Annotated in this window: 22 protein-coding genes and 1 pseudogene; 14 read left to right on the top strand and 9 right to left on the bottom strand. The window is 59.7% G+C overall.

Annotation, left to right across the window (positions count from 1 at the left end; genetic code table 11):
• Nucleotides 1-30: 30 nt before the first annotated feature.
• Nucleotides 31-735: a hypothetical protein gene (locus ACTG1P_RS19075; protein WP_440001954.1), complete on the bottom strand. Its 705-nt coding sequence runs from the start codon at nucleotides 733-735 to the stop codon at nucleotides 31-33.
• A 284-nt stretch (nucleotides 736-1,019) separates the two neighbouring features.
• On the opposite strand from ACTG1P_RS19075, the gene ACTG1P_RS19070 reads away from it, so the two are divergent.
• The 3 genes from ACTG1P_RS19070 to ACTG1P_RS19060 all read left to right on the top strand — a co-directional run bounded on the left by ACTG1P_RS19070 (nucleotide 1,020) and on the right by ACTG1P_RS19060 (nucleotide 3,626).
• On the top strand, nucleotides 1,020-1,757 hold the full coding sequence (locus tag ACTG1P_RS19070; RefSeq protein ID WP_440001953.1) for an EAL domain-containing protein: 738 nt from the start codon (nucleotides 1,020-1,022) through the stop codon (nucleotides 1,755-1,757).
• Between the two features lie 257 nt (nucleotides 1,758-2,014).
• Entirely contained in the window at nucleotides 2,015-3,376 is a 1,362-nt protein-coding gene (gene trhP / locus ACTG1P_RS19065; RefSeq protein WP_005353849.1) for a prephenate-dependent tRNA uridine(34) hydroxylase TrhP, read from the top strand.
• A 1-nt stretch (nucleotide 3,377) separates the two neighbouring features.
• Nucleotides 3,378-3,626: a YfhL family 4Fe-4S dicluster ferredoxin gene (locus ACTG1P_RS19060; protein WP_005334896.1), complete on the top strand. Its 249-nt coding sequence runs from the start codon at nucleotides 3,378-3,380 to the stop codon at nucleotides 3,624-3,626.
• A gap of 168 nt (nucleotides 3,627-3,794) precedes the next feature.
• Here the strand turns inward: ACTG1P_RS19060 and ACTG1P_RS19055 are convergent, their stop codons facing one another.
• Nucleotides 3,795-4,187, bottom strand: a complete 393-nt coding sequence (locus tag ACTG1P_RS19055; RefSeq protein ID WP_108612099.1) for a DUF1090 domain-containing protein — start codon at nucleotides 4,185-4,187, stop codon at nucleotides 3,795-3,797.
• A gap of 158 nt (nucleotides 4,188-4,345) precedes the next feature.
• On the opposite strand from ACTG1P_RS19055, the gene ACTG1P_RS19050 reads away from it, so the two are divergent.
• Both ACTG1P_RS19050 and ACTG1P_RS19045 read left to right on the top strand, forming a co-directional pair.
• Complete coding sequence (locus ACTG1P_RS19050) at nucleotides 4,346-4,699, top strand: DsrE/DsrF/TusD sulfur relay family protein (RefSeq protein WP_005334901.1); 354 nt, start codon at nucleotides 4,346-4,348, stop codon at nucleotides 4,697-4,699.
• Between the two features lie 174 nt (nucleotides 4,700-4,873).
• Nucleotides 4,874-5,956: a protoglobin domain-containing protein gene (locus tag ACTG1P_RS19045; RefSeq protein ID WP_184232959.1), complete on the top strand. Its 1,083-nt coding sequence runs from the start codon at nucleotides 4,874-4,876 to the stop codon at nucleotides 5,954-5,956.
• A gap of 34 nt (nucleotides 5,957-5,990) precedes the next feature.
• Here the strand turns inward: ACTG1P_RS19045 and ACTG1P_RS19040 are convergent, their stop codons facing one another.
• Together ACTG1P_RS19040 and sohB are read right to left on the bottom strand one after the other, a co-directional pair.
• A complete protein-coding gene (locus tag ACTG1P_RS19040; protein WP_440001952.1) occupies nucleotides 5,991-7,214 on the bottom strand; it encodes an MFS transporter in 1,224 nt (407 codons plus the stop codon).
• Between the two features lie 180 nt (nucleotides 7,215-7,394).
• A complete protein-coding gene (gene sohB, locus ACTG1P_RS19035; RefSeq protein ID WP_440001950.1) occupies nucleotides 7,395-8,402 on the bottom strand; it encodes a protease SohB in 1,008 nt (335 codons plus the stop codon).
• A 13-nt stretch (nucleotides 8,403-8,415) separates the two neighbouring features.
• Here sohB and ACTG1P_RS19030 point away from each other — a divergent pair, with 13 nt between their 5' ends.
• The 3 genes from ACTG1P_RS19030 (at nucleotide 8,416) to ACTG1P_RS19020 (ending at nucleotide 10,427) form a co-directional block, all read left to right on the top strand.
• Nucleotides 8,416-8,613: a hypothetical protein gene (locus tag ACTG1P_RS19030; RefSeq protein ID WP_440001949.1), complete on the top strand. Its 198-nt coding sequence runs from the start codon at nucleotides 8,416-8,418 to the stop codon at nucleotides 8,611-8,613.
• Nucleotides 8,614-8,624: 11 nt separating this feature from the next.
• On the top strand, nucleotides 8,625-9,380 hold the full coding sequence (locus tag ACTG1P_RS19025) for a YciK family oxidoreductase (protein ID WP_440001947.1): 756 nt from the start codon (nucleotides 8,625-8,627) through the stop codon (nucleotides 9,378-9,380).
• A gap of 132 nt (nucleotides 9,381-9,512) precedes the next feature.
• A complete protein-coding gene (locus tag ACTG1P_RS19020) occupies nucleotides 9,513-10,427 on the top strand; it encodes a LysR family transcriptional regulator (RefSeq protein WP_440001945.1) in 915 nt (304 codons plus the stop codon).
• A 14-nt stretch (nucleotides 10,428-10,441) separates the two neighbouring features.
• On the opposite strand, the gene ACTG1P_RS19015 is transcribed toward ACTG1P_RS19020, so the two are convergent.
• Nucleotides 10,442-11,614 (bottom strand): MFS transporter, encoded by a 1,173-nt coding sequence (locus ACTG1P_RS19015; RefSeq protein WP_440001944.1) that lies wholly within the window; start codon nucleotides 11,612-11,614, stop codon nucleotides 10,442-10,444.
• A gap of 182 nt (nucleotides 11,615-11,796) precedes the next feature.
• On the opposite strand from ACTG1P_RS19015, the pseudogene ACTG1P_RS19010 reads away from it, so the two are divergent.
• A pseudogene (locus ACTG1P_RS19010) lies at nucleotides 11,797-12,941 on the top strand (MalY/PatB family protein).
• An 81-nt stretch (nucleotides 12,942-13,022) separates the two neighbouring features.
• Nucleotides 13,023-14,447, top strand: a complete 1,425-nt coding sequence (locus ACTG1P_RS19005) for a TAXI family TRAP transporter solute-binding subunit (protein WP_440001943.1) — start codon at nucleotides 13,023-13,025, stop codon at nucleotides 14,445-14,447.
• Between the two features lie 124 nt (nucleotides 14,448-14,571).
• On the opposite strand, the gene ACTG1P_RS19000 is transcribed toward ACTG1P_RS19005, so the two are convergent.
• On the bottom strand, nucleotides 14,572-15,486 hold the full coding sequence (locus ACTG1P_RS19000) for a LysR family transcriptional regulator (RefSeq protein ID WP_021229823.1): 915 nt from the start codon (nucleotides 15,484-15,486) through the stop codon (nucleotides 14,572-14,574).
• A gap of 170 nt (nucleotides 15,487-15,656) precedes the next feature.
• Here ACTG1P_RS19000 and ACTG1P_RS18995 point away from each other — a divergent pair, with 170 nt between their 5' ends.
• The 4 genes from ACTG1P_RS18995 (at nucleotide 15,657) to ygjK (ending at nucleotide 21,135) form a co-directional block, all read left to right on the top strand.
• Entirely contained in the window at nucleotides 15,657-16,913 is a 1,257-nt protein-coding gene (locus tag ACTG1P_RS18995) for an adenylosuccinate synthetase (protein WP_005362191.1), read from the top strand.
• A gap of 197 nt (nucleotides 16,914-17,110) precedes the next feature.
• Nucleotides 17,111-17,647 carry a YbhB/YbcL family Raf kinase inhibitor-like protein gene (locus ACTG1P_RS18990; RefSeq protein WP_440001941.1) on the top strand — a complete coding sequence of 179 codons (537 nt, stop codon included), beginning with the start codon at nucleotides 17,111-17,113 and terminating at the stop codon, nucleotides 17,645-17,647.
• Nucleotides 17,648-17,658: 11 nt separating this feature from the next.
• A complete protein-coding gene (locus tag ACTG1P_RS18985) occupies nucleotides 17,659-18,459 on the top strand; it encodes a helix-turn-helix transcriptional regulator (protein ID WP_440001940.1) in 801 nt (266 codons plus the stop codon).
• A 195-nt stretch (nucleotides 18,460-18,654) separates the two neighbouring features.
• The gene (ygjK, locus tag ACTG1P_RS18980) at nucleotides 18,655-21,135 is read left to right on the top strand and encodes an alpha-glucosidase (RefSeq protein WP_440001939.1); all 2,481 of its coding nucleotides are present in this window, start codon (nucleotides 18,655-18,657) and stop codon (nucleotides 21,133-21,135) included.
• Between the two features lie 100 nt (nucleotides 21,136-21,235).
• Here the strand turns inward: ygjK and ACTG1P_RS18975 are convergent, their stop codons facing one another.
• From ACTG1P_RS18975 to ACTG1P_RS18965, 3 genes are all read right to left on the bottom strand, one after another.
• The gene (locus ACTG1P_RS18975) at nucleotides 21,236-21,787 is read right to left on the bottom strand and encodes a hemerythrin domain-containing protein (RefSeq protein WP_005362195.1); all 552 of its coding nucleotides are present in this window, start codon (nucleotides 21,785-21,787) and stop codon (nucleotides 21,236-21,238) included.
• A gap of 70 nt (nucleotides 21,788-21,857) precedes the next feature.
• A complete protein-coding gene (gene ung / locus ACTG1P_RS18970; protein WP_005353881.1) occupies nucleotides 21,858-22,535 on the bottom strand; it encodes a uracil-DNA glycosylase in 678 nt (225 codons plus the stop codon).
• Between the two features lie 69 nt (nucleotides 22,536-22,604).
• The gene (locus ACTG1P_RS18965) at nucleotides 22,605-23,345 is read right to left on the bottom strand and encodes a substrate-binding periplasmic protein (protein WP_440001938.1); all 741 of its coding nucleotides are present in this window, start codon (nucleotides 23,343-23,345) and stop codon (nucleotides 22,605-22,607) included.
• Nucleotides 23,346-23,567: the final 222 nt, after the last annotated feature.

Genomic DNA, 23,567 nt, shown 5'->3' with positions numbered 1-23,567 from the left:
GTGATTGTCGTTCTTGTGATATATCGAGATTCAGAGCTTGAACTCCCTGAATACCGATTTTTTCCCTTCGATCAGTTCAAAACGAACCGTCCGGGTTGCCTCTTGACTAACCCGCTTTTTAACGCCGGGCAGCAGATGCATCTTCTCCGGTTGACTGCATGACCTCCCTTGTTGGTCACACAGTTCCAGATAATCGAGAATAACGGTGGCATTGCCCCGGTTCTCCACATAGAGAACACCGTTTTCACGGTCAATCCGGGTGTCATAACGGGTCTCTTTGGGGGCCACAAACAGAATGGTGCCAAAACCGGTCATGATGCTGACCCCGGCGCTAATTTGTTGCTGTGGTGGCAATTCGGTTATTTCATCACCCTGTGGTTTGACCGGTACAAAACGCACCCGAAAATAACGCTCATGCTCCCGCTCTCCCATATAGATAAAGCGGGTAGCCTGTGAACCACCAGCTGGAATAATTAGCCGTGACGGACTGGTCACCAGCTGGCGAACGCCCTCTTCCGGTAATTCCCGCTCCTTGGGTATACCATCGGCACCATATAAAATTTCGGCCAGCGTTATTTTGACAAAGGCCGTCTCATCGCCAAGATTTCTAACCCGCTTGAGCAGAGTCGTTTTTTCTGCAGACATATAGTCATATAAGGTACCAACGCTAATATCCGGCGCTGCCAAGGCACTGCCGCTGAATATAAGCAGCAATACAATTAAAATTTTATTCATGAATGGTAATCACACTATAAAAACAATTGAGAGCAGCGCCTTCATAGCAGGCTTTGCAAAATAGATGACGTAAATATAGTCAATATACGTTTATCGCCCAATGATCATATTTGGCTCAGCGAGTCGTCATTGAGGCAAGTTTAAACAGTCAACACTCCGGACTTAATCGGAATAATCTGATACTGTCAAAATACTTTTCCCGCAAACAATCAGATGATTCCTACAGCCAGCTTTCAACATTATCCCCTATTATCCGAAGCCATATCCGTCAACAGGGAAGAGCCATGTTTGCGTTTAAAGAAGAGTTTCCGGTCAGTGACGTGGTATCCCTGACGACAGCGGATATTGCCGTGCCCTTTTATCAGCCAATCGTTGACCGGGATCGCCAGATCATCGGCTTTGAGGCGCTGGCCAGACGCTGGGAACCCCGCCAGCAACGCTATCAGGGAATAGACTTTCCCTCTCTCAGCGATGAAGAGTCCCTGCATGTGGATATCGTTATGCTCAGAGCCATTCTGCGCGACCTGCCAGCACTAGCGAAGGGGAGGTCATATATGCTCTCCATCAACCTCAATCCCACACTGAGCAGCGCCACCTATCAGAACCTGTTGCTGCTGGTGCTGATGCAGGCCCGCAAGCTGGATATCGCAATCTGGTTCGAGGTGGTGGAGTACGCCCCGCTAGAGCGCAAGGAGTTGGCCCTGATCGAGGTACTGCGCAGCCACGGTGCCCAAATCGCCTGCGACGACTTTGGCACCCAGGAGTGCAACTTCCAGCGAGTGATGGCGCTCCCCTACGAGATCATCAAGCTGGATCGCACCCTGCTGCTGCAAGCGACCAAGAGTAGCCATGCCTTGCGCATGCTGACCGGACTGGTGGAATACCTGCAGCGACTCGGCATGAAGGTGGTGTGCGAAGGGGTGGAAAACCAGACCCATATCGAGATTGCCGACCAGCTCGGCTGTGACTATCAACAGGGTTACGTCTACGCCATGCCCGCCCCCCTCTCCCGTTGGGCCTGAGCGGCTGTTTCATATCGGCATCCTATTGGTTCGCGCAGCCAACAATTTCCTGCCAAATTGCATGATGACGTGGGGGCGAGTACAATCTCGCACCCCGAATATCCGGCGCATCTTCTTTAGATAACCCCGGATATGCCGTCATCGGGTCGCGCTGCATGGAGCCCCCTCTCGGAGGGGCATCTTGCACCGCAACTCAACCACTACGATGCCATCAGGTGGCATCGTCCTGATTTGCAATCAGATATAAAGAGTCCGCCATGTTTAAACCAGAATTGCTCTCCCCCGCAGGTTCCCTCAAGAACATGCGTTACGCCTACGCCTATGGCGCCGATGCCGTCTATGCCGGTCAGCCCCGCTACAGCCTGCGGGTACGCAACAACGAATTCGATCACGAGAACCTGCAGCTGGGCATTAACGAAGCCCATGCGCTGGGCAAGCAGTTCTATGTGGTGGCCAACATCCAGCCCCACAACTCCAAGCTCAAGACCTTTATCCGCGACATGCGCCCTGTGGTGGAGATGAAGCCGGATGCGCTGATCATGTCCGACCCCGGCCTTATCATGATGATGCGCGAAGCCTTCCCGGATATGCCCATTCACCTCTCGGTCCAGGCCAACGCGGTCAACTGGGCCACGGTGAAGTTCTGGCATCAAATGGGCCTGACCCGCGCCATTCTCTCCCGCGAGCTGTCGCTGGACGAGATCGAGGAGATCCGCATGCAGGTGCCGGAGATGGAGCTGGAAGTGTTCGTTCACGGCGCGCTGTGCATGGCCTACTCCGGCCGCTGCCTGCTCTCCGGCTATATCAACAAGCGTGACCCCAACCAGGGCACCTGCACCAACTCCTGCCGCTGGGAGTACAAGGTGCACGAAGGTAAAGAAGATGACGTGGGCCAGATCGTCCACCGTCAGGAGCCGATCAAGGTGCGTCCGGACAACACGCTAGGCCTTGGCAAACCGACCGATGCGCTGGTGCTGCTGGAAGAGTCCAACCGCCCGGGCGAGTACATGAGCGCGTTTGAAGACGAGCACGGCACCTACATCATGAACTCCAAGGACTTGCGCGCCGTCGAGCACGTCGAGCGACTGACCAAGATGGGCGTTCACTCCCTGAAAATCGAAGGCCGCACCAAGTCCTTCTACTACTGCGCCCGTACCGCTCAGGTCTATCGCAAGGCCATCGACGATGCAGTGGCGGGTCGTCCGTTTGACCGCAGCCTGATGGGCACCCTCGAAAATCTGGCCCACCGCGGCTACACCGAGGGCTTCCTGCGCCGTCACAACCACAGCGAATACCAGAACTACGACTACGGCTACTCCGTCTCCGATACCCAGCAGTTTGTCGGCGAGATCACCGGTCGCAAAGGTGACATGGTCGAGGTCGAGGTGAAGAACAAGTTCCTGGTGGGCAACAACCTGGAGCTGATGACCCCGCAGGGCAACGTCCGTTTCAATCTGGAGCAGATGGAGAACCGCAAAGGGGAGCTTATCGATACCGCACCGGGCAACGGTCACGTGGTCTATGTGCCAGTCCCGAAAGATCTGGATGTGAACTACGGCATTTTGCTGCGCAATCTGGGCGACAGCCAGGATACCCGCAACCCGCACACGGCGGCCTGAGATGGCGCTGCTCATCACCGACAAGTGCATCAACTGTGACATGTGCGATCCCGAGTGCCCCAACCAGGCTATCAGCCTGGGTGAGGAGATCTACGAGATCGACCCCAGTCGCTGCACCGAGTGCGTCGGTCACTATGAGAAGCCGACCTGCATCAGTGTCTGCCCCATCGACTGCATCATCTGGGATCCCGCCCATGTGGAGACCGAAGATCAGCTGATGGAAAAGTTTGTGCGGATGCACAGGCAGTAATACCGGCATCAGCGTCTACTCTACATGGACTGCATCCTCCGGGATCCCTTCCATATGGTGGAAACCGAAGAGCAGCTGATGGAGAAGTTTGTGCGGATGCACAGGCAGTAAAACGAAAAAAAGGCCGAGCAATCGGCCTTTTTTGATCCTGCATTCAGCGGCTGGCCATCACTTTCCGACCAACCGGATCAATTTATCCAGCTCGCGCTGGGCCTCCAGCATCCTGGTCTGGGACTCCTCCAGCTTGGCCTGCCGCTTGGCAATCTTCTCCGGTTTACCACTGACTCTCGCCTCCTGCAGCTCGAGCAGGCGCTCATCCACCTCGCCACGCAGTTTATTAACCCGCTCTTTCTGCTCCTTGAGCAGACCTTCATCGGTACAGTTGGCCTTGATGTTGCGCGCTGCCTGTTCGAGCCCGGCAATCTGCCCGGCATTGTTGTGTGCTTTGGCAAACACCAGCTGGTCATTGACGGCCTGCAGACGGGCCTTGCAACCGACAGCTTCACTGCCAAAGGCCTGACCCGCCAACAACAGCAAGCCGGCTCCCAATACTTTCCACATCTCGATTCACCCGGTCTTGTTTGCGAGCTGACCATAAAAACCTCGATCGGCAGCAGGGTCAAGCAAGCAGGAAAATGGTGCGACAGAAGTTGTGCGACATCACGCAATTGGCACCCTGTTGGTTCTACAATGACGCCTTTTAGGATTAGGAGTCTGTTATGAATCAACAAATTGTGGTGATTGCCAACGGCGCACCCTATGGCAGCGAATCCCTGTTCAATGCACTGCGCCTCGCTATCGCCCTCAACGAACAGGGTGGTGCCAGCCTGAAGCTGTTCCTGATGTCCGATGCGGTGAGTGCGGCGCTGGCCGGTCAGGCACCGGCCGAGGGGTACAACCTGCGCCAGATGCTGGAGATCCTGCTGGCTCAGGGCGTCACCATTCGCCTGTGCAAGACCTGCACCGATGCTCGTGGCATCACCGCCCTGCCACTGATCGAGGGGATTGAGGTCGGCACCCTGCCGATGCTGGCCCAGTGGACCCTGGCTGCCGACAAGGTGCTGACCTTCTAATCTCCCCCTCCGGATCTCTTGCCCCTTTAGCCTTCACATGACCCTCCATGGCCCCCGCCACGCGGGGGCATTTCGTGCGCACCCGCCCAACTGACTACACTATCAATTGAGACTCTTTCTTGCTTGTCCCACCTCACGGACAGCACAACGCCCAGCCATAGAGCGAGGACGACGATGAATCCGACCGAACAGACTCTGCTTGAGCAGATGAGGATCACCGAATTCGAGATTGCTCATCGCAAGGAGTTATTGCTGCTCAATGAACAGGATGTGGCGCGGCTGGCAAGTTACTGCAGCAAGATAGAGCCACGGATCGATGCCCTGGTGGATCGCTTCTACCAGCAGCAGACAGCCATCACCGAAATCGCCCTGCTGATCGGCGATGCCGACACCCTCATCCGGCTGCGCACCGCGCAACGGCGTTATGTGCTCGATCTCTTCAGCGGCCATTACGATCTGGAGTACGTCAACAACCGGCTGCGGATCGGGCTGGTTCACAAGCGGATCGGGGTCGAGCCGAAGCTCTATCTGGCCGCCATCAACACCCTCAAAGCTCTGCTTATCGAGGATATGTTCGAGCAACTCCACGATGAACCGGAGCGCCTCGCCATGCTGGCGGCACTGGACAAACTCTTTCTGTTCGACATCACTCTAGTCTTCGAAACCTATATTCGCAGTCTGGTGTCGGAAATAGAGTCCTCCAGAGAGAAGTCGGAGAACTATGCCAAGAGTCTGGAGCAGAAAGTGCGCGAGCGGACCAGGCAGCTGGAGGAGCTGAACCGCACCGATGCCCTGACCGGATTGCTCAACGTTCGTCACCTCAACGAGCTGTTGCTGCTGAGCCTGCGCACCTGTCAGCGCCGTGCCGAACCCATGGCCATCGCCTATCTCGATATCGACAACTTCAAGCAAATCAACGATACCGAAGGTCACCAGCGCGGAGACGAGATCCTGCGCATCGTCGGCCACTGCATCCGTCAGGTCTTTCGCGCCGAAGACAGCTGCTTTCGTTATGGCGGAGATGAGTTCTGCCTGATCCTGCCCAACTGCAACGAGAGTCAGGCGCGGGATATCTATCTCAAACGATTGGTCAACACCGTCAAAGAGCAGCTGGGCGATCTTACCCTCAGCATCGGCATAGTGCAGACCGGGCCGGAGCACTACGACGATGGGCTAAACCTGATCCGGCTCGCCGACGAGAGGATGTACGCAGCCAAGAAGGCGCTTAAAGAGAAGACGCCGGGTAGCACGCACTGAACATTCAGCATCAAAGATCCCCGCATTAACCGGGTCAGCTCCGCTCAACCACAGACGTGGCCACAGCGGGACGCTGTACTCTGGCCCCCCACTCATAGAGCGCAAAAATCGCCACACAAAGCAGCGCCATCAGCACATAGAGCAACTGACCACTCCACTGCTCGAGGATCCAGCCTCCCAGCAGGGCGCCAGCAGCCCCTCCCAACCCGGCCAGTGCGCTGGCACCAAAGTAACTCCCCTTGAGGTGAGCGGGGGCCATCTGGTCGATCAGCACGTTAAGCAGGGGGAAGAGGATGGTCTCGCCGATGCTGAGCAGCAGCACGGCGCCAAACCAGTGGCTGCGCACCATCGGGTCCCCCAGCGCGAAGAGCAGCTGGGCCGCCAGAAAGAGCGCCATGCCGATATGAAGCCGTACCCGCACCGGCCAGCGTGACAACAAGCGCAGCAGCGGAAACTGCAGCAGCACCACGGTCAGGGCATTGGTCGCCACCAGCAGGGCAACCAGCTCGGCCACCTGCGGCATACCGGCCCGGGTCAGGTATTGAACCAGCGGCGAGTGAAACTGGGAGTAGACCAGCACCATCAGGAGATTGGCCATCACCAGCAGCAGGAAGGCGCGATCCGCCAGCAACACCTTGATTGCATCCCGTAAGCCGGGCCCGGCAGTCCCCGGCTTGCCTGTGCTGCCAGCCCGGCGAAATCCCCAGCCAAAGGCCAGCGCCAACAACAGATAGCTCACCACCAGAAACAGGAAGGTCTCCTGCTGGGCGTTGATCCCGAGGGTCACCCCGAGCAGCGGCCCCAGCGCGGCCCCCAGATTAAGCAGAAAATAGCGCAGGTGCAGTGCCAACTCCCGCGCCTTGGCCGAGGCCAGACTGTCAGCCATCAGCGCCTTGCCGGGAGCATCGATGAGCCCCGACGAGAGGCCGCTGCCCATCACCCCGATCCCGAGCCAGAACACCTCGTGCGAAAAACCGAGCAGACCGAAACAGAGCATAGCCACCAGACAACCGGCCAGCAGTATGCTGCGCCGCCCGAAGCGATCAGAGAGCCAGCCACCGTAGAAACTCACCAGGGTGGAGAGGGCCATCGAGCCCCCCAGCAACAGGCCGATAAAGGTGGCCGAGAGGTCATACTCCCGATAGAGCAGGATGGAGAGAAAGGGCCACACCATGTAGTAGCTGGTGCGCACCATGAAGGTGCCCAGAATGACGATCCAGACCAGCGGGGTAAATTGCCTGAAGGTGCTCCATGACATTGCTATGCTCCATGCCCCGCAGCTCTTACCACAAGATCCTGTCATAAACGGGGAAAGCATTCAGTTGTAACAGAGGGCCTCAATAGAAACAACCCTCGCTCACCAGCAAGGTGCAACCGGATGCAAAAAGGCCAGCCGGTGGGCATCGGCTGGCCTTTTTATCACGGGATTTCCCTCGGGCTAGCGCCAGGGGCTCTGCTGCCACAGACGCCCCAGTCCGGCTTCCAGCGCCTGCGCGCCCTGCTGCCCCAGCTTTTGGGTCAGGCTTTTTGGCTTGCGATAGCTGATGCCGATCACCTTGTGGTGGCTGGCCTGCGCCAGCAGGTAGTCATCGCTGGTGCAGAGGGTATCCACCAGCCCCAGCCCTTTGGCCTGACTCGCCAGCCAGTGCTCACCGGTTGTGACCTGAACGATATCGAGTTGCGGGCGGTGTTCGGCCACAAAGGCCTTGAAGCGCTCGTGGATCGCCGCCAGCTCCTCGCGAAACTTCTCGCGCCCCAGATCGTCGTTCTCGCCGAACATGGTGATGGTGCGCTTGTATTGACCGGCTGTGTGCATCTCGAATTCGATGTCATGCTTTTTCAACAACTTGTTGAAGTTCGGCATCTGGGCGATCACCCCGATGGAGCCGACGATGGCAAAGGGGGCAGCAAGGATCTTGTCCGCCACGCAGGCCATCATGTAGCCGCCGCTCGCCGCCACCTTATCGATAGCCACGGTGAGCTTGATGTCACGATCGCGCAGCCGCTGCAGCTGAGAAGCGGCCAAGCCGTAGCCATGCACTACGCCGCCACCGGATTCAAGCCGCAGCAGCACCTCGTCGCCGGGCTGGGCGACACCAATCACCGCGCTCACCTCCTCGCGCAGGGAGGCCACCTCTTTGGCATCCATGCTGCCGTTGAAATCGAGCACGAACAGGCGGCTGCGCTCATCCCCCGCCTTGGCGCGCTTTTTCTGCTCCTCTTTTTGCTGCTTTTCCAGCACCTTGCGCTCGGCCTTGCTTACGAGCGCGCTCTTGAGCGCAAACTGCCCCTGCTCCAGCTCGCTCGAGAGATCGGTCACCACCAGCTCACCCTTGCGCGCTTTCGGCTGGCGAGTGCTGACGCTCATCAGGATGATGGCGACGATGGCCAGCAGGAAGGTCACTGTCTTGGCCAAAAACAGGCCATATTCGGTCAGAAATGTCACGATGGACTCCACAATGGATCGGTTTTCGTCACATTCTAGGGAGTTTGGCGAAGGCGCGCAAAAAATCGCAGCCAGTGCCCGGAAAAACCAACCCGAGCATCACAACCTCTCTATTTTCTTCACATTTTTCTTGCCGCTGGCTGGTCAAACAGGCGCGCGGATCAGTACACTTGGCGCCGATTGCCATGCACTTATGGCCGGAATTTGTTAACAGGAGTTGTCATGCTCGATTATCAGGCACCCCGCGATCTGCTCAAGGATAAAGTCATTCTGGTCACAGGTGCCGGCGACGGGATCGGCCACGAAGCCGCCCTCACCTACGCCGCCCATGGAGCCACCGTGATCCTGCTCGGCCGCACCAGCGCCAAACTCGAAGCCGTGTATGACCAGATTGAAGCGGCCGGTTCTCCGCTGCCCGCCATCGTGCCGGTGGATCTGAAAGGGGCCACCGCCGCCCACTACCGCGGCATGGCCGAAACCTTCGCCCAGCAGTTTGGCCGCCTCGATGGCGTGCTGTTCAATGCCGGTCTGCTCGGCACCCTCTCTCCGTTTGAACACATTCAGGAGCAGGAGTGGGACGAGGTGATGCAGGTCAACGTCAAATCGGAATTCCTGCTGACCCAGGCGCTACTGCCGCTGCTGCGCCAGACCGCCAAAGCGCAGGGCGATGCCTCCATCGTCTACACCTCCTCCAGCGTGGGACGCAAGGGGCGCGCCTACTGGGGCACCTATGCCATCTCCAAATTTGCCATCGAGGGGATGATGGAAGTGCTGGCCGACGAGCTTGAGAACACCGGTGTGCGGGTCAATACCCTAAACCCGGGCGGAACCCGCACCAAGATGCGCGCCAGCGCCTTCCCGGCGGAAGATCCCATGAACCTCAAGACTCCGGCCGATCTGATGCCGCTCTACCTCTACCTGATGGGGTCGGACAGCCGCGGTAAAACCGGCCAGACCTTTGTGGCTCAGCCAAAATAAACAAGTTGCGTGGCCCAGCCCAAATAAATCAATAAAATACCCAGAGTGTTGTGCGGCAGGGGTTAAATTGAATAGGGGGCACAGGCTCCCTGTTCGAACCACTGACCATCCTATCTCCAATCAGGTTGAACTATGTTTCGTCCCAAGAGCACGTTTGAGCAATGGCGGATCTTTCAGGCGGTGGTCGACTGCGGCGGCTACGCCCAGGCGGCCGAGGCGCTGAACAAGAGCCAGTCCTCCCTCAATCATGCGGTTGCGAAGTTGCAGCAGAGTCTGGGGGTGCCATTGCTGGAGGTGCGCGGCCGCAAGGCGGTGCTGACCCCGGCGGGCGAGATCTTCCTCAAGCGGGCCCGTCAGTTGAGCCAGCAGGTGGAGGAGCTGGAGAATCTTGCCAACAATCTGGAGCGACAGTGGGAGCCGCAGATCAACCTCTATGTCTCGGCGCTGCAGCCGAGGGATCGCCTCTATCGGGCGCTGGCCAGCTTCTATCCCCGCAGCCGGGGTTGCCGGGTCAACCTGCACGAACGCATTCACTGCCACTTCAACGCCCTGCAACAGGGGGATCTGATGCTCTCCGAGCACCTGCCCGGCGATCGCACCGGCCTGCTGCTGGACGAGGTGTGCCTGCTGCCCCTCTGCGCCGCCAACCATCCGCTGGCGCAAGAGGAGGGGCCCATCCGCAGCGACGTGCTGACCAGCCACAACCAGATCAGCCTTCATCCCCCCATTCACCGCTCGGTGGACTGGAACGATGCGGATGACACCGGCTGGAAGGCAACCCACTACCACGAAGTGCTCGCCATGCTGCGCCTCGGCCTCGGCTATGCCTGGCTGCCGCGCCATCTGGTGGAGCGGGAGCTGGCGGAAGGTTCACTCATACAGCTGGATCTGGAAAGCGGCAACGAGCGCCACCTCTACACCTATCTGCTGACCCTCTCCCCCGAATCTCTCGGCCCCGCGACCGAGCTGCTGCTGCGCTGCCTGCGCAACGAGTATCAGGGCGAATCAGCGACGCTCCCGCACGCCCAGCCCCGGCACGACAAATAACAGCCAGCCCCCCGTCAGACGTTGGGCACCCGCCAACTGGCGGCCAGTGCCACCAGCGCCAATCCCAGCGCCACCATAAAGACCCCGTGGAAACTCCACACCTCCGCCACCACACCGGCGATGGCCCCCGCCATGATGGAGCCGGTGCGGATGCTGTTGGCAAACAGGGTAGTCGCCACCCCGGCTCTCCCCGGCATCAGATCCTGAAAGTAAGACATGCCGATCCCCGCCACGATACCGATGAAGATGGCGTTGAACAGCTGCAAGGCGATCAGCGCGTATTGGTCGGTGAGGGTCACCAGACCTGTGTAAAAGGCCGCGCCAGCCAGCACCGCCAGCAACATCATGGGGCGCTTGCCAAAGCGCGCTGTGTAATAACCCGCCAGCAGCATGAAGGGGATCTCCAGCGCCGCCGCCGTGCCCATCAGGATACCGGCAAGCTTCTCATCCATCCCGAGCTCCCGGGTGATGTAGAGCGGCATATTGATGAGGTACATGCTGTTGCAGGTCCACATCAGGGTGGAGGCGATAAAGAGTGCCCGCACCGCCGGATCCCGCCAGCTGCTGACCCGCTCGCTCTCTTCAGCCAGCTTGGGTAGTGGCAGCGAGGGCAGCCAGCGCCACACCACCAGGGCACAGAGCAGGTAAGCCAGTGCCGAGGCCAGGTACATCAGCTCAAAACCGTAGCCGATGGCCAGCGCGAAGGCGATAGGCGGGCCTATGACCCAGGCCAGCGAAAATTGGGCCCGCATCACCGAACTGAACATGTCCGCCCGCCGGTTGCGGCTGTCAGAATACTCCCGCGCCAGCGCAAACAGCTGGGGACTGGCCGTGGCCGCCAGCGCCGCCAGCATCACCCCCAGGCTCGCCAGCAGCCAGTAGTTGCGGTTCCAGGCAAACAGCAAGGAAAGCGCCACCCCGGAAAAACAGCAGCGCAGGATCAGTCGCTTGCGATCCCCCTTGTTGTCGGAGCGATGGCCCAGCCACTGGCTGACCAGAATGCCCACCACCGCATTGATGGTATAGAAGAGCCCGACCAGAAAGGGGCGCACCTGCACCTCTTCGGCCAGAAACAGACTTAAGGTTGGCACCTGCAATGCCACCGCGACGCCGGTCATAAAGGTCACGGCAAGAAACGAAAGAGAGACGGGGTCCGGGCGTTTGACCGCCGCTATCGACAAGCTCATAGGGTTACCACTGATTGGAAGGACGATACGGGCTAACGCTCGGCAGCCGTATGAAAAATCGGCGCTTATCTTATGTCATTATCAAGAGCAGGCTCAAGGATGGCATAAGCGGGTGTGCGCCTTGCGAGGGAAGCCGCGACCCCGTAGAGTGAAAGCCCATCCTGCCAGCACAAGGAGTTCGCATGTTTGATTTTGATCAGGAAGTAGACCGCAGTGGCACCATGAGCCTGAAATGGGACAAGTACAAGGGTCAGGATGTGCTGCCCATGTGGGTTGCCGATACCGACTTTGTCTCCCCCCGTCCGTGATCGAGGCGTTGACCAAACGGGTCGCCCACGGCATTTTCGGCTATTCACGCCCCTCGCCGCGCCTGATCGAACTCATTATCGAACGGATGGCGACCCGCTATGGCTGGACTATCGAGCCCGAATGGCTGGTATTCCTGCCCGGCGTGGTGCCGGGGCTCAACCTCGCCTGCAAAGCGTGGAGCCAGCATGGCCGCGGCATCATCACCCCCAAGCCGGTCTATTACCCCTTCCTGCAGGCGCCGGGCTTCAATGATCGTCACCTGCTCACCGTGCCGATGATTGAGGAAGCGGGTCGTTGGGTGCTGGATCTGGCAGAGCTGGAGCGTCAGGCCCCCGCCGCAGATCTGCTGCTGCTCTGCAACCCCCATAACCCGGGCGGCACCATCTTCACCCGTGACGAACTGCTGGCCATCGATGCCATCGCCGCGCGCCACAATCTGGTGATCTGCTCCGATGAAATCCACTGCGATCTGCTGCTGGATAAGAATGCCCGCCACATCCCCTACGGCGCCCTCAGTCCGGAGGCGGCCGAGCGCTGCGCGGTGATGATGGCCCCGAGCAAGACCTTCAATATCGCCGGTCTCTGCTGCTCCTTCGCCATCATCCCCAACGCCCGTCTGCGCTTCCGGCTACAGCAGGCGATGCGCGGCATCAGCGCCGATGTCAATTTGCTGGGCTTTGTCGCCGCCGAAGCGGCCTATGAGGGTGGCGAACAGTGGCTGACCGAGCAGCTCGACTATCTGGCGGCCAATCTGGCCCTGATCCAGCAGGCGGTTGCCCGCTGGCCCGGCGTCAAGCTGGCCAGTCATCAGGCGACGTATCTGGCCTGGATCGATGTGAGTACCCTTGGCCTTGCCGATCCCATCGCCTTCTTCGAGCAGGCCGGCGTTGGTCTCTCCCCCGGCGCCCAGTTTGGCGACGGTCAGTTCGTGCGGCTCAACTTCGGCTGCACCAGGGCACGGCTGACCGACGCGCTGGCGCGGATGGAGCGGGCAATCCTCAACCACAGCAAGCCCTGATCAGCCAGCAACGGGATGGGCAAGCCCCATCCCTTTTACCCTGTGTCATCAGCCAGCGGTCAACTCAGTCAACGGTCAATTATGTCTCTACGGATTTTGCATCACCTTCTGCTCCCCCTCTGTGCACTCTCTGCGCTGCTCCCTTTTGGCAGCCAGGCGCTGACTATCGGCACGGGCCCACTCAACGGAGTCTACTACCCGACCGGTGGCGCCATCTGCCGGGTGCTCAATGCTGGCCATGCCCTGCATGGGGACAGCTGCACCGTGCAGAGCACCCGTGGCTCGATGGCCAACCTCAAGGCGCTCGGCAAGGGGGAAGTACAGCTGGCGCTGGTGCAATCCGATGTGTTGCATCACGCCCTGCACGGCACCGGCCCCTTCAGCGGGCAGGGTGCCAACAATGAGCTGCGCAGCCTGTTTCGCCTCTATCAGGAGTCGTTGACCCTGCTGGCCGCTCCCAATAGCGGTATCACAACCCTGGCAGATATCGAAGGGAAGCGGGTCTATCCGGGCAACAAGGGCGCCGGTGAGCAGATCACCAGCCAGGCCCTGATGGCGGCTATGGGATGGCAACCCGGGCAGTTTGCTGCCTATCAGCTCAAGTCGGACAGCGAGCCGCTGGAAGGGCTGTGCGATGGCTCGCTGGATGCCGCGTTTGTGGTAGCCGGTCACCCCAGTCTGGCGGTCGGCGACCTGATCAGCCGCTGCAAGGTGCGCCTCATCCCAATCGAAGGGGAGCAGATCGACACGCTGCTCAAGCAACACCCCTACTACCAGCGCAGCCGCATCGCCGCCAACCTCTATCCGGGACAAACCACCGCCATCAACAATATCGGGATGAGTGCCGAACTGGTGGCGCTGGCCAGTCTGCCGGACCCCATCGTCCGTACCGTGCGCGATACCCTGCTGGCCCGGGTCAAACAGTTCAGCCGGTTGCATCCCGCCCTGAGCAAGGTGACCCCCGAGCAGTTGCAGGCGCAAACCGAGCTGCCCCTCCATGCGGGGATGTCGGATCAACCGCCAGCCCCCTTGTCACTGACCCCCGAGCAGTTAACCGCGGAACAGCTGACGCCGGAGCCGTTCACACCAGCGCCATCGGCCTCGGAGGCGGCGCCCACGACAGAGCAGGTGAGCGCCGCCAACGGGACGACTGCGCCCATTGAGGCGCCCTCCGACGCGACCGCCACCAGCAGTGCCGCAGTGGCAACAGAAGCCACAGAGGTTAATCCCTTGCCCGAAGAGGCACTTGAGGTCACCCCCGAGCTCACTGCTACGCCGACCACCGAGGGGGAAAGAGTGGCTCCCTCTGCCGCAGCGTCAACGGTTCCATCACCACCGGCTGCCGTGTCGACTCAGTTGCCACAGAGCGCCTCTGCGGCCACTTCGCTACAAGAACAGGAAACCCCGCCTGCCAGCAGCGCGGTGACTGGCGAAACCTCGCAGCAGGATAAAACCGATACACTGCCCTCCCCTGCCGCCAGCGCAGCCACACAGCTGCAACCCTGAATGGTCAGCACCCACAAATGCATCAGGGCAGCCTCGGCGGCCCTGATTGTTTACGCGCGTTCGATAGTGACGCAATTGATGGCGGCACAGTCACCCCGATAGGCCTGCTCACCTTGCCGTACCGCTATGGCTCCATCACCTGGGTCAGATAGGGGTTGGGCTTCTGGATCTCCTCCTCCACCCAGTGCAGCAACTGCTTGATAGCCCGCGACAACACCTGATTCTGGCGCACCACGTAGCCCAGACTGGTACCGGGAAAATCGCCGAGGCTGGTGACCGGCGCGGTGAGGTTGAGGCGCGGATGCAGGGAGAAGTCCGGCACGATGGCGACACCAAAGCCCGCCTCGGCCCAATCGAGCTGGGCATCGACGCTGCCCACCTCCATGATGCGGCAAGGGGGCAAGGCCAGCAGCGGCAGGGACGGGTCGATCAGCGCCCGGGTGCGGGTGTCGTGACCGAGCAGGATCAGGGTCGGCTCGTCGAGGGGATCGCTCTCTCCCGCCACCGCCCGCGCCTGCCAGCGGGCAAGGCCGTGGCCCAGCGCGCACCAGGTCACCTGTTGCAGCTCGGTATAGAAGAGCGGCTCGCTGCGCTTTTGCGCCATGACAAAACCCAGATCCGCCTTGCCCGCCTTGACCAGCTCGGCCGCCTGATCCGAAGTGGTGTTGAACAGAGTGAGGTCGATGCCGGGGAACTCCCGCTTGAAGCGCTGGAACGGCTGGATCAGCAGCAGGCGGGAGATGATGTCGCTGGCGGCGATAGCCAGCGTCCCCTGACTCAGCTGGTTGAGGGCATTGAGATCGGACTGGCAGAGCTGCAACTCGGCGATGGTGCGCTCGGCGCTTTGCAGCAGCCGCTCCCCCGCCTGCGTCAGGCGAAACGGACTGCGCTCGATCAGCCGCACCCGGGTCGCCTGCTCCAGCCGTTTGATATGCAGGCTGACATTGGGCTGAGTCATGTGCAGTTCGGTGGCGGTCTGACCAAAATGTTGCAATCGGGCCAGAGTGACAAAGGTTTGCAGCCAGTGAATATCCAGCATAAGAGTCCCTCAACCCGCGATGTGCGGGGCTTGCCAGGCAAAATCGAGCAGTTTGCCGCTTAATTGGCCATAATTATATGGTTCTCTTATCGGAATTATAAAGATAATTAATTTTTCTAATCCGCATCAGGCTCCTAGGATGGACGCCTAACGTCTTAGGAGAAAGAGTCATGTCGTCTATCGTAGTCGTAGGTGCTAACTGGGGTGATGAAGGCAAAGGCCGCATCGTGGATTATCTGGCAGGCCAAGCTGGCGCCAGCATTCGCTTCCAGGGCGGCAACAACGCTGGCCACACCGTGGTCAACGACCTTGGCACCTTCAAGCTGCACCAGGTTCCGAGTGGCGTATTCAACCCGGATTGCCTGGTTGTCCTCGGCCCGGGCATGGTGATCAGCCCCGAGAAACTGACCGTCGAGCTCGAGGAAGTCAAAGCCTCCGGCGTGACTCCGAAGCTGGCCATCTCTGACCGCGCAACCCTCTGCCTGCCGCTGCACGCACTGGAAGATACCCTGGAAGAGCAACGTCTGGGTGACGGCGCCTATGGCTCCACCCGTCAGGGCATCGCTCCTGCCTACGGCGATCGCGTGATGAAGAAAGCGATCCTGGTCGGCTGGCTGAAACAGCCGGACGTACTGGTCGAGCGCATCCAGTTCATGCTGGACTGGAAACTGCCGCAGATGAAGGCTATCTACCCCTCCTTCGAATTCACCCAGACTGCCCAGGAGATGGCTGACTGGCTGCTGGAAGTCTCTGCACCCTGGATCGACGCCGTCTGCAACGTCAGCATGCCGCTCAAAGCGCTGCAGGCAGAAGGCAAGACCCTGCTGTTCGAAGCGCAGTTGGGCGCTGGCCGTGACCTGATCTACGGCGAATACCCCTGGGTGACCTCCTCCCACGTATCTGGCGCCTACGCCGGTATCGGTGGCGGTCTGCCGGGTCTGCGCCCGGAGCGCGTCATCGCTGTGGCCAAGGCATTCAGCTCCTCTGTCGGTACCGGCACTCTGCTGACCGCCATGGAGAACCAGGACGAGTTCCGCAAGATCACCAACGAGTTCGGTGCCACCACCGGCCGTCCCCGTGATGTCGGCTACTTCGACGCGGTCGCCACCAAGAACGGTGTCGAGTTGCAAGCCGCCACCGAAGTGGCACTGACCAAGCTGGACTGCCTGACCGGTCTGCCGGATCTGAAGATCTGCGTGGCTTACGAAGGTGCCCACACCGAGAACCCGATTTGGCCGCAAACCGCTGCCCTGAAGCCGGTTTACGAGCAGATGGAAAGCTGGAGCGAAGACATCACCGGCTGCCGCACTTTCGAAGAGCTGCCCAAAGCGGCCCAGCAGTACGTGCTGCGTATCGAAGAGCTGCTCGGCGTACCGGTTCCGATGGTTTCCGTCGGCCCGGGCCGTGACGAGATGATCCTGCGCTAAGCCGCACCTCTTATCGTCAAACAAAAAACCGGCATCCCTGATGCCGGTTTTTTTATGGCTGCTATTTACCTTATCGCCATAAAAACCACCCAAAGGCTCAATTAACTCACCAATCGACCTCACCTTGAGTCGTTCTGCAACAAAATCCTGTCCCACCCTCGCTAAAGTGAACCCGTTACCACACGAGGAGTCACCCGATGAAATTGCTCAAACAGAGTGCCCTGTTGCCACTGCTCTGCCTGACGGCCATGCCAGCCTTTGCCATGACCCTGAAGAGCACGGACATTCACGAAGGCCAGTTGATGGACAAACAGTTCAGCTTCAACGGCTTTGGCTGCAGCGGCGACAACCACTCGCCCCAGCTGAGTTGGCAAGATCTGCCGGCAGGCACCAAGAGTGTTGCCATCACCGCCTATGACCCCGATGCCCCCACCGGCAGCGGTTGGTGGCACTGGCTGGTGGTGAACCTGCCTGCCACCCGGAGCGAACTGGCCAGCAATACCTCCGGCAAGCTCAAGCAGGGGTTGGAGATCCGCACCGACTTTGGCAGCCAGGGTTACGGCGGCCCCTGCCCGCCCGCTGGTCACGGCATGCACCGCTATCAGTTCACCGCCTGGGCCCTGCCCCATGATCTCGAGGTAAAGGCTGATACCCCGCCCGCTATGGTAGGCTACATGCTCAATAGCATGGCGCTCGGCAAGGCCACCCTGACCGCCACCTTCGTCACTCCCTAGGAGCCAACCGGATGAGCACTCCCCTGCTGCAACAGAGCCACTATCTCGGGATCCGCCAGCAGCCCCTGCATCGGGTGCTCATCTACGCCCCGACCCTCATCTGGGTCACCCAGGGGAGCAAGCAACTGTGGTGGCGCGAGCGACGTCTGTCGTTTGACAGGGAGCGGTGGCTGCTGATCCCGGCAGGCCACCAGCTCACCTTCGTCAATCAGCCGGAGCAGGGCAAGTTTCGCTCCCACGCCATCACGCTGCTCACTCCGCCGCCACCAGAATGGCTGGCCGAGTCAGCCTCTTCCCACGCCGACCTGGAGGAACCCGCCGTCAAGGTCACCCCCGGGCTCGCCTTCTGCTTTGAGCTCATCAGCACCATGGCCGAGCGGGGACTGAGCGAAGCAACCCAGGCCGAACTGCTGCGCGGCTTCTATGCCGAGCTGCGGGCAGCCAACACCCTCGGGTTGCTCTTTCCCGCCAGCACTATGACCCTCGCAGAGCGGCTGGCCCGCTACCTGGCGGTGGAACCCGGCATCGACCACACCCTGGAGACGGTGGCCCCCCACTTCTCCATGAGCCGCGCCTCCATGGTGCGCAAGCTGGCCGCCGAAGGTCGCAGCTTTCGCCAGTTGCTGGCTCAGGTGCGCATGAGTCACGCGCTCAACCTGTTGCAACAGGGCCTGACCCCGCTGGAGGTCGCCCTTGCCTGCGGTTATGACTCCCCCAGCCGCTTTGCCGCTCGCTTCAAACAGGAGTTCGGCCTGACGCCCCACCAATACCTGCACACCTGCCCTGCCAGATTGGCGAGCAATGACCAGTAAAATATTACTTAAAACCAATTCTGTGTAACCTGATGTAACCCGGTGATCCCGCTCACATTGCCACCTCTTCAGAGTGTGATCTCGCGCCAGCGCTCCCTTTTCCCTTGCCATACAATGGCTACCGAACACCTTTTCACTAAAAATAAGCGTAAAAAATCTTCCTTTTAATCTACATAAACGGAATTGGAGCGAGCAATGTTTCGTAAAACTTTACTCTCGGTAGCCCTCGGCACCGCCCTGTTCGGACTGACTGCCTGCAACGATAACCAGACAGAGAGCAGCACAGTCGCCAAACCGGAGCAGGCCATCCAGTACAAGGACGTGATCGACCGTCGGGGAACACCGACCCAATTCCGCGACTTTGACAGCTACTCCAACCTCAAATACAACCCGCTGCTCGATCTGGGGGCCTGGCACGGTTTCCTGCTGCCTGCCAGCGACAAGGAGTGGGGGGGCTTTACCGGCCCCATGGTCATCTCCGAGGAGTACAGCCTCTTCTTTGCCAGCGAGCTGGACAAGCTTACCCTCAGCGATGCGAACGGCCGCCCGTTCCCGCTCACCAGCGCCCGCAAGCAGGAGGTGTACGCCATTCCCGGTGCGCTGGTGCAACGCTTCGAGTTCGAGCCCTTTACGCTGGAGCTGGAGCTGCGTTATGGCGATGCCCGCACCGCCCTTATCCGCACCCGACTCATCAACCAGACCGATGCACCGCTCACCCTCAACCTCAACTGGCAGGGCGAGTTGCTCAATCAATGGGATGCCAAGGATACGATTGCCAGCAAATATCCAGGCTGGACTCGCACCATCAGCGAGAGCGACAAAGGAATCGAATTCCAGTTCGGCAAACTGCGCAGCACCTGGAACATCATGCAGAGCGGCAGCGCCCGCTATCGCATCGACCGTACCCTGCCAAGTCGCACCACCCTCGACGAGAAGACACTGGGCTACCAAAGCGACGCCAGCATTACCCTGGCTGCCAAGGGGAGCGAGGATATCTACACCCTGCAGAGCTATCTCCACTCCGCAGATGACGCCAGCCGCCATCAGCAGAGCCGTCAAGCCCTGCTGGCCAACCCGGCCAGCTATTTTGCCGACTCCATCCGCCGCTGGGAGGGCTACCTTGCCAACGGTCTCTCCAATCAGGGTATCCCCGAGTCGGAGCGTCGTATCGCCGTCAAGGCAATGGAGACCCTCAACGGCAACTGGCGCTCCCCGGCTGGCGCCATCCTCCACGATGGAGTGACCCCCTCCAATACCGCCCGCTGGTTCGACGGCGTCTGGGCCTGGGACAGCTGGAAGCACGCCTATGCCATGGCACACTTCAACCCTGAGGTGGCCAAGAACAACGTGCGCGCCATGTATGACTATCAGGTACAGCCGGATGATCCGGTGCGACCGCAGGATGCGGGCATGGTGATCGATGCCGTCTTCTACAACAAGCTGGCGGATCGCGGTGGCGATGGCGGCAACTGGAACGAGCGCGACACCAAGCCGCCCCTTTCCGCCTGGGCCATCTGGGAAATCTACAGCGCTACCAAGGACAAGGTCTTTATCGCCGAGATGTATCCCAAGCTGCAGGCCTACCACGACTGGTGGTACCGCGCGCGGGACAATAACCGCAACGGCATCATCGAATATGGCGCCACCAAGCATGTGGAGCACAATGACGAGTACGGCAATATCACCTTCAAGGTGCAGTACTTCAACGGTATTCCCGCCGGGCTGGATCTCTCCAGCTGTACCAGTGAGGGGGATGGCTGGTATGCCTGCGCCGGAATGCCGCTCTATCAACAGGTGTTGAACGTGGGCGGTTACAGCGACATGGATATCGGTGCTCAGCACGGCGCCGGTTGGGAGTCAGGCATGGACAACGCCGCCCGCTTCGGCTTTATCGAACCGAGCCAGCTGCAACGCTATGCCGACAAGACCTATGGCGGAGATTTGGCCAAGGCGCGTCAGGACTGGAACGTCGCCTTCTTTGAAAACCATCAGGACAACGGCGATTTGATCGGTTTCTCCATCGATCAGGAGTCGGTGGAGCTCAACGCCTTCCTCGCCAAAGAGAAGCGCATTCTGGCCGACATGGCCGACCTGCTTGGCAAGCCGGACGACGCGAGCCGCTACCGCGATGGCGCGACCCAGCTGGCTGGTTACATCAACAGCTGCATGTTCGATGAGGCATCAGGCTTCTATTACGATCGCCAGATTGGACAGGGGGATGTCGCTGACGGCAACGGTTGCGTCGGCAAATTGCTGACCGCCCGCGGCCGTGGCCCGGAAGGGTGGAGCCCGCTCTGGGCAGAGGTTGCCGACAAGGAGAAAGCGGCGCGAGTGCGCGAGGTGATGCTCAACGCCCAGGAGTTCAACACAAAGATTCCGCTGGGCACAGCCGCGCTGACCAATCCGGCCTACGACCCCAATATCTACTGGCGCGGCCGGGTATGGCTCGATCAGTTCTACTTCGGGGTGAAGGGGCTGGAGAACTACGGCTACCGCAGCGATGCCGAGGCACTGGTCAACAAGCTGTTCAACAATGCCGAAGGACTGGCGGGCAGCGGCCCCATCCGCGAAAACTACAATCCGGAGACCGGCGCCATGCAGGGGGCCAGCAACTTCAGCTGGAGCTCGGCCCACCTCTATATGCTCTATCGCAACTTCCTGAAACCACAGGCGTAAGCTTGCTCCATTATGCAAAAGGCCTCCGGATGGAGGCCTTTCTGTTTTCATTCAAGTTGCACTCACGCGTTACACGCCGCGCTGCGGGTACGGGTTCGTCTTAGCCGTTCGTGAGCGGCAAAGAGAGGCGTTTGGCCAGCGCCTGAAAGTGCTGGCTCACCTCGGCGCCGAACAGGGGATCGCCAATAGCGCGGTTCTGCCAGTTTTGCTCCAGATGACGCCAGTCATCCTCGGTCAGGGAGTCACGCAGATGGGGGAAGATCACCCCCTCTTCGTAGTTCATGTGCGCCTCTTGCAGTTCCACGAAGCGCTCCAGCTTGGTGGTGAACTGATCGAGGGGGATCACCGCATCCATCAGGATCATCTCCACCATCTCCTTGAGATCGGCTCCGGCCTCCAGCAACTTGACGTGCTCCTCCTGCAGGCGGTTGGCGACCTCTCCTTCCACCACCCGATATTTCAGGTAGTAGTCATAGATGAGGTCTTCCTTGGGATGGTGGTACTTGTCAGAGACCTCCCGCAGGTAGTCGATGACATCGCGCACCAGAAAATAGCTGATGGGCTCTTCGGCGCGAATGGCTGCCAGCTTGTGCTTGAGCAGCTCCAAAAGTCGGGCGATGTTGAGATGATCCTTGTGCAGACTGGATAACATGGGCACTCCTTGGCTCTGAATTAATCTTATGTCCCTGAGTATACGGTCATTTGTCGCCCGAACTTTGCACTCAATCAAGTGGGATGCAGACAGATTTCCACTCTATCGGACTCTTGCCCTGTTGTTCCAGCAAGCGATTGGTCTCGCTAAAGTGACCGCAACCGATGAAACCGCGGTGGGCAGAGAGTGGGCTCGGGTGCGGCGCGGTCAGCACATAGTGGCGCTGGCGGTCGATGAAACGTCCCTTCTTCTGGGCGTGGGCGCCCCAAAGCAGGAATACTACGCCCTGACAGCTGGCATTGATCTGCTCGATGACTCGATCGGTAAAGGTCTCCCATCCCAGATGGGCGTGAGAGTGAGCCTGACCGGCCTGCACCGTCAGCACAGTGTTGAGCAGCAGGACCCCCTGTTTGGCCCAGGATTCGAGAAAGCCATGATTGGGTGTGACGAAACCTGGCAGGTCACGCTGCATCTCTTTATAGATGTTGACCAGTGAGGGGGGCGTACGCACGCCGGGCAGCACGGAGAAACAGAGACCGTGCGCCTGATTGGGACCGTGGTAGGGATCCTGGCCCAGGATCACCACCTTGACCTGATCCAGCTCGGTCAGCTTGAAGGCATTGAACACATCGGTGGCTGGCGGGTAGATCACCTTACCCGCTTCTCGCTCGGCTCTGACGGTTGCCAGCGTACTCTTGAAATAGTCCTGCTCTTTCTCAGAGCCAATCACATCACTCCAGGTCAGCACCCCGGCCTCCTCACTTGATACGGCGAAGGGCTCAGGATAGGGGGCCAGCCCGCAAGACGCAACTGTGGCTCACGCTTTCCAGAGCCTGGCGAGACGCCCCGAGCGCTCCAGCTTGCGCAGGCCGGTATTGAACAGCAGCATCAGACGGCGCGCCTCGGGATCGGCCTTGCGCATCAGCAGGTATCCCGGTTGCGACCAGATGGGGTCGGCGGCACCGGTCAGTGACAGCGATTGGGGATGACGAACGAGCGCCTGCTGGAACAGAGTCTGTGCCACCTGCTCATCCATCACCAGATAGTGGATCCGCCCGTCGAGCAGCTTGCCCATGCTCTCCTCATCGGAATCTGACCACTCGAGGGTGAGCCCGGCTTGGCGAGCGGCAAAACCATCGCCATAGAAATAGCCACGGGTCACCCCGACCGGCTGGTGTTTCAGCTCACCCAGATTGACCGCGGGCGTACCGGTCAGCGTCATCAGGCGAGTGGTGAAATGGCCGAGCGAGGCGGAGAGATAGAAAAGCTGCTCCCGCTCGCGGGAGCGAAACCAGGGCATGGTGACCACATAGCGCCCCTCCAGAGTCAGTCGGTAAGCCTCGGTCCAGGTATAGAAGTGAAAGCTGACATCGAGCCCCTCTTCGGCAAAGGCCTGGCGCACCACCTCACAGAGAAAGCCCTGATTGGGCAACGACTCACTGATATAGGGCGGCCATTCGCCCACAGCAATACGCACCGTCTCGGCCCGCACCGCAACACTGCTTGCCCAGCAACAAAACAGGGCCAGCCATGCCCACTTTCGCCACCCATTATTCACCCGGCACTCTCCTCGCTTTTTTGCTGAGTGTAGCCAACCCCTCAATTAACCTCAGAAAAAGCCGAAAAGATGTAGTTAAATTACTAGATTAACGAGATAAAAGATGCATAATTTGGATATCTTACAAAATCAGAAAAATGACCTATTTTTGATTCAACTCAAGAATTTAATCCCATTGAAATGGCGCTTTGTCGGATTTTCTTGATCTAGATCAATTTTGGT

Source organism: Aeromonas sp. 11P, from assembly GCF_051920165.1.
Lineage (GTDB): Bacteria > Pseudomonadota > Gammaproteobacteria > Enterobacterales > Aeromonadaceae > Aeromonas > Aeromonas veronii.
The sequence above is the reverse complement of the archived record's forward strand: the minus strand, read 5'-3'. Positions and strand labels throughout refer to the sequence as shown.

What these genes read in the sequence shown, in the direction of transcription:
- ygjK (WP_440001939.1), top strand. Translation starts at nt 18,655, where the DNA reads ATGTTTCGTAAAACTTTACTCTCGGTAGCCCTCGGCACCGCCCTGTTC.
- ACTG1P_RS18990 (WP_440001941.1), top strand. Translation starts at nt 17,111, where the DNA reads ATGAAATTGCTCAAACAGAGTGCCCTGTTGCCACTGCTCTGCCTGACG.
- trhP (WP_005353849.1), top strand. Translation starts at nt 2,015, where the DNA reads ATGTTTAAACCAGAATTGCTCTCCCCCGCAGGTTCCCTCAAGAACATG.
- ACTG1P_RS19015 (WP_440001944.1), bottom strand. Translation starts at nt 11,614, where the DNA reads ATGAGCTTGTCGATAGCGGCGGTCAAACGCCCGGACCCCGTCTCTCTT.
- ACTG1P_RS18985 (WP_440001940.1), top strand. Translation starts at nt 17,659, where the DNA reads ATGAGCACTCCCCTGCTGCAACAGAGCCACTATCTCGGGATCCGCCAG.
- ACTG1P_RS19050 (WP_005334901.1), top strand. Translation starts at nt 4,346, where the DNA reads ATGAATCAACAAATTGTGGTGATTGCCAACGGCGCACCCTATGGCAGC.
- ACTG1P_RS19020 (WP_440001945.1), top strand. Translation starts at nt 9,513, where the DNA reads ATGTTTCGTCCCAAGAGCACGTTTGAGCAATGGCGGATCTTTCAGGCG.
- ACTG1P_RS19025 (WP_440001947.1), top strand. Translation starts at nt 8,625, where the DNA reads ATGCTCGATTATCAGGCACCCCGCGATCTGCTCAAGGATAAAGTCATT.
- ACTG1P_RS19000 (WP_021229823.1), bottom strand. Translation starts at nt 15,486, where the DNA reads ATGCTGGATATTCACTGGCTGCAAACCTTTGTCACTCTGGCCCGATTG.
- ACTG1P_RS18995 (WP_005362191.1), top strand. Translation starts at nt 15,657, where the DNA reads ATGTCGTCTATCGTAGTCGTAGGTGCTAACTGGGGTGATGAAGGCAAA.
- ACTG1P_RS19040 (WP_440001952.1), bottom strand. Translation starts at nt 7,214, where the DNA reads ATGTCATGGAGCACCTTCAGGCAATTTACCCCGCTGGTCTGGATCGTC.
- ACTG1P_RS19005 (WP_440001943.1), top strand. Translation starts at nt 13,023, where the DNA reads ATGTCTCTACGGATTTTGCATCACCTTCTGCTCCCCCTCTGTGCACTC.
- ACTG1P_RS19070 (WP_440001953.1), top strand. Translation starts at nt 1,020, where the DNA reads ATGTTTGCGTTTAAAGAAGAGTTTCCGGTCAGTGACGTGGTATCCCTG.
- ACTG1P_RS19075 (WP_440001954.1), bottom strand. Translation starts at nt 735, where the DNA reads ATGAATAAAATTTTAATTGTATTGCTGCTTATATTCAGCGGCAGTGCC.
- ACTG1P_RS19060 (WP_005334896.1), top strand. Translation starts at nt 3,378, where the DNA reads ATGGCGCTGCTCATCACCGACAAGTGCATCAACTGTGACATGTGCGAT.
- ACTG1P_RS19055 (WP_108612099.1), bottom strand. Translation starts at nt 4,187, where the DNA reads ATGTGGAAAGTATTGGGAGCCGGCTTGCTGTTGTTGGCGGGTCAGGCC.
- ACTG1P_RS19045 (WP_184232959.1), top strand. Translation starts at nt 4,874, where the DNA reads ATGAATCCGACCGAACAGACTCTGCTTGAGCAGATGAGGATCACCGAA.
- ACTG1P_RS18975 (WP_005362195.1), bottom strand. Translation starts at nt 21,787, where the DNA reads ATGTTATCCAGTCTGCACAAGGATCATCTCAACATCGCCCGACTTTTG.
- ACTG1P_RS19030 (WP_440001949.1), top strand. Translation starts at nt 8,416, where the DNA reads ATGGATCGGTTTTCGTCACATTCTAGGGAGTTTGGCGAAGGCGCGCAA.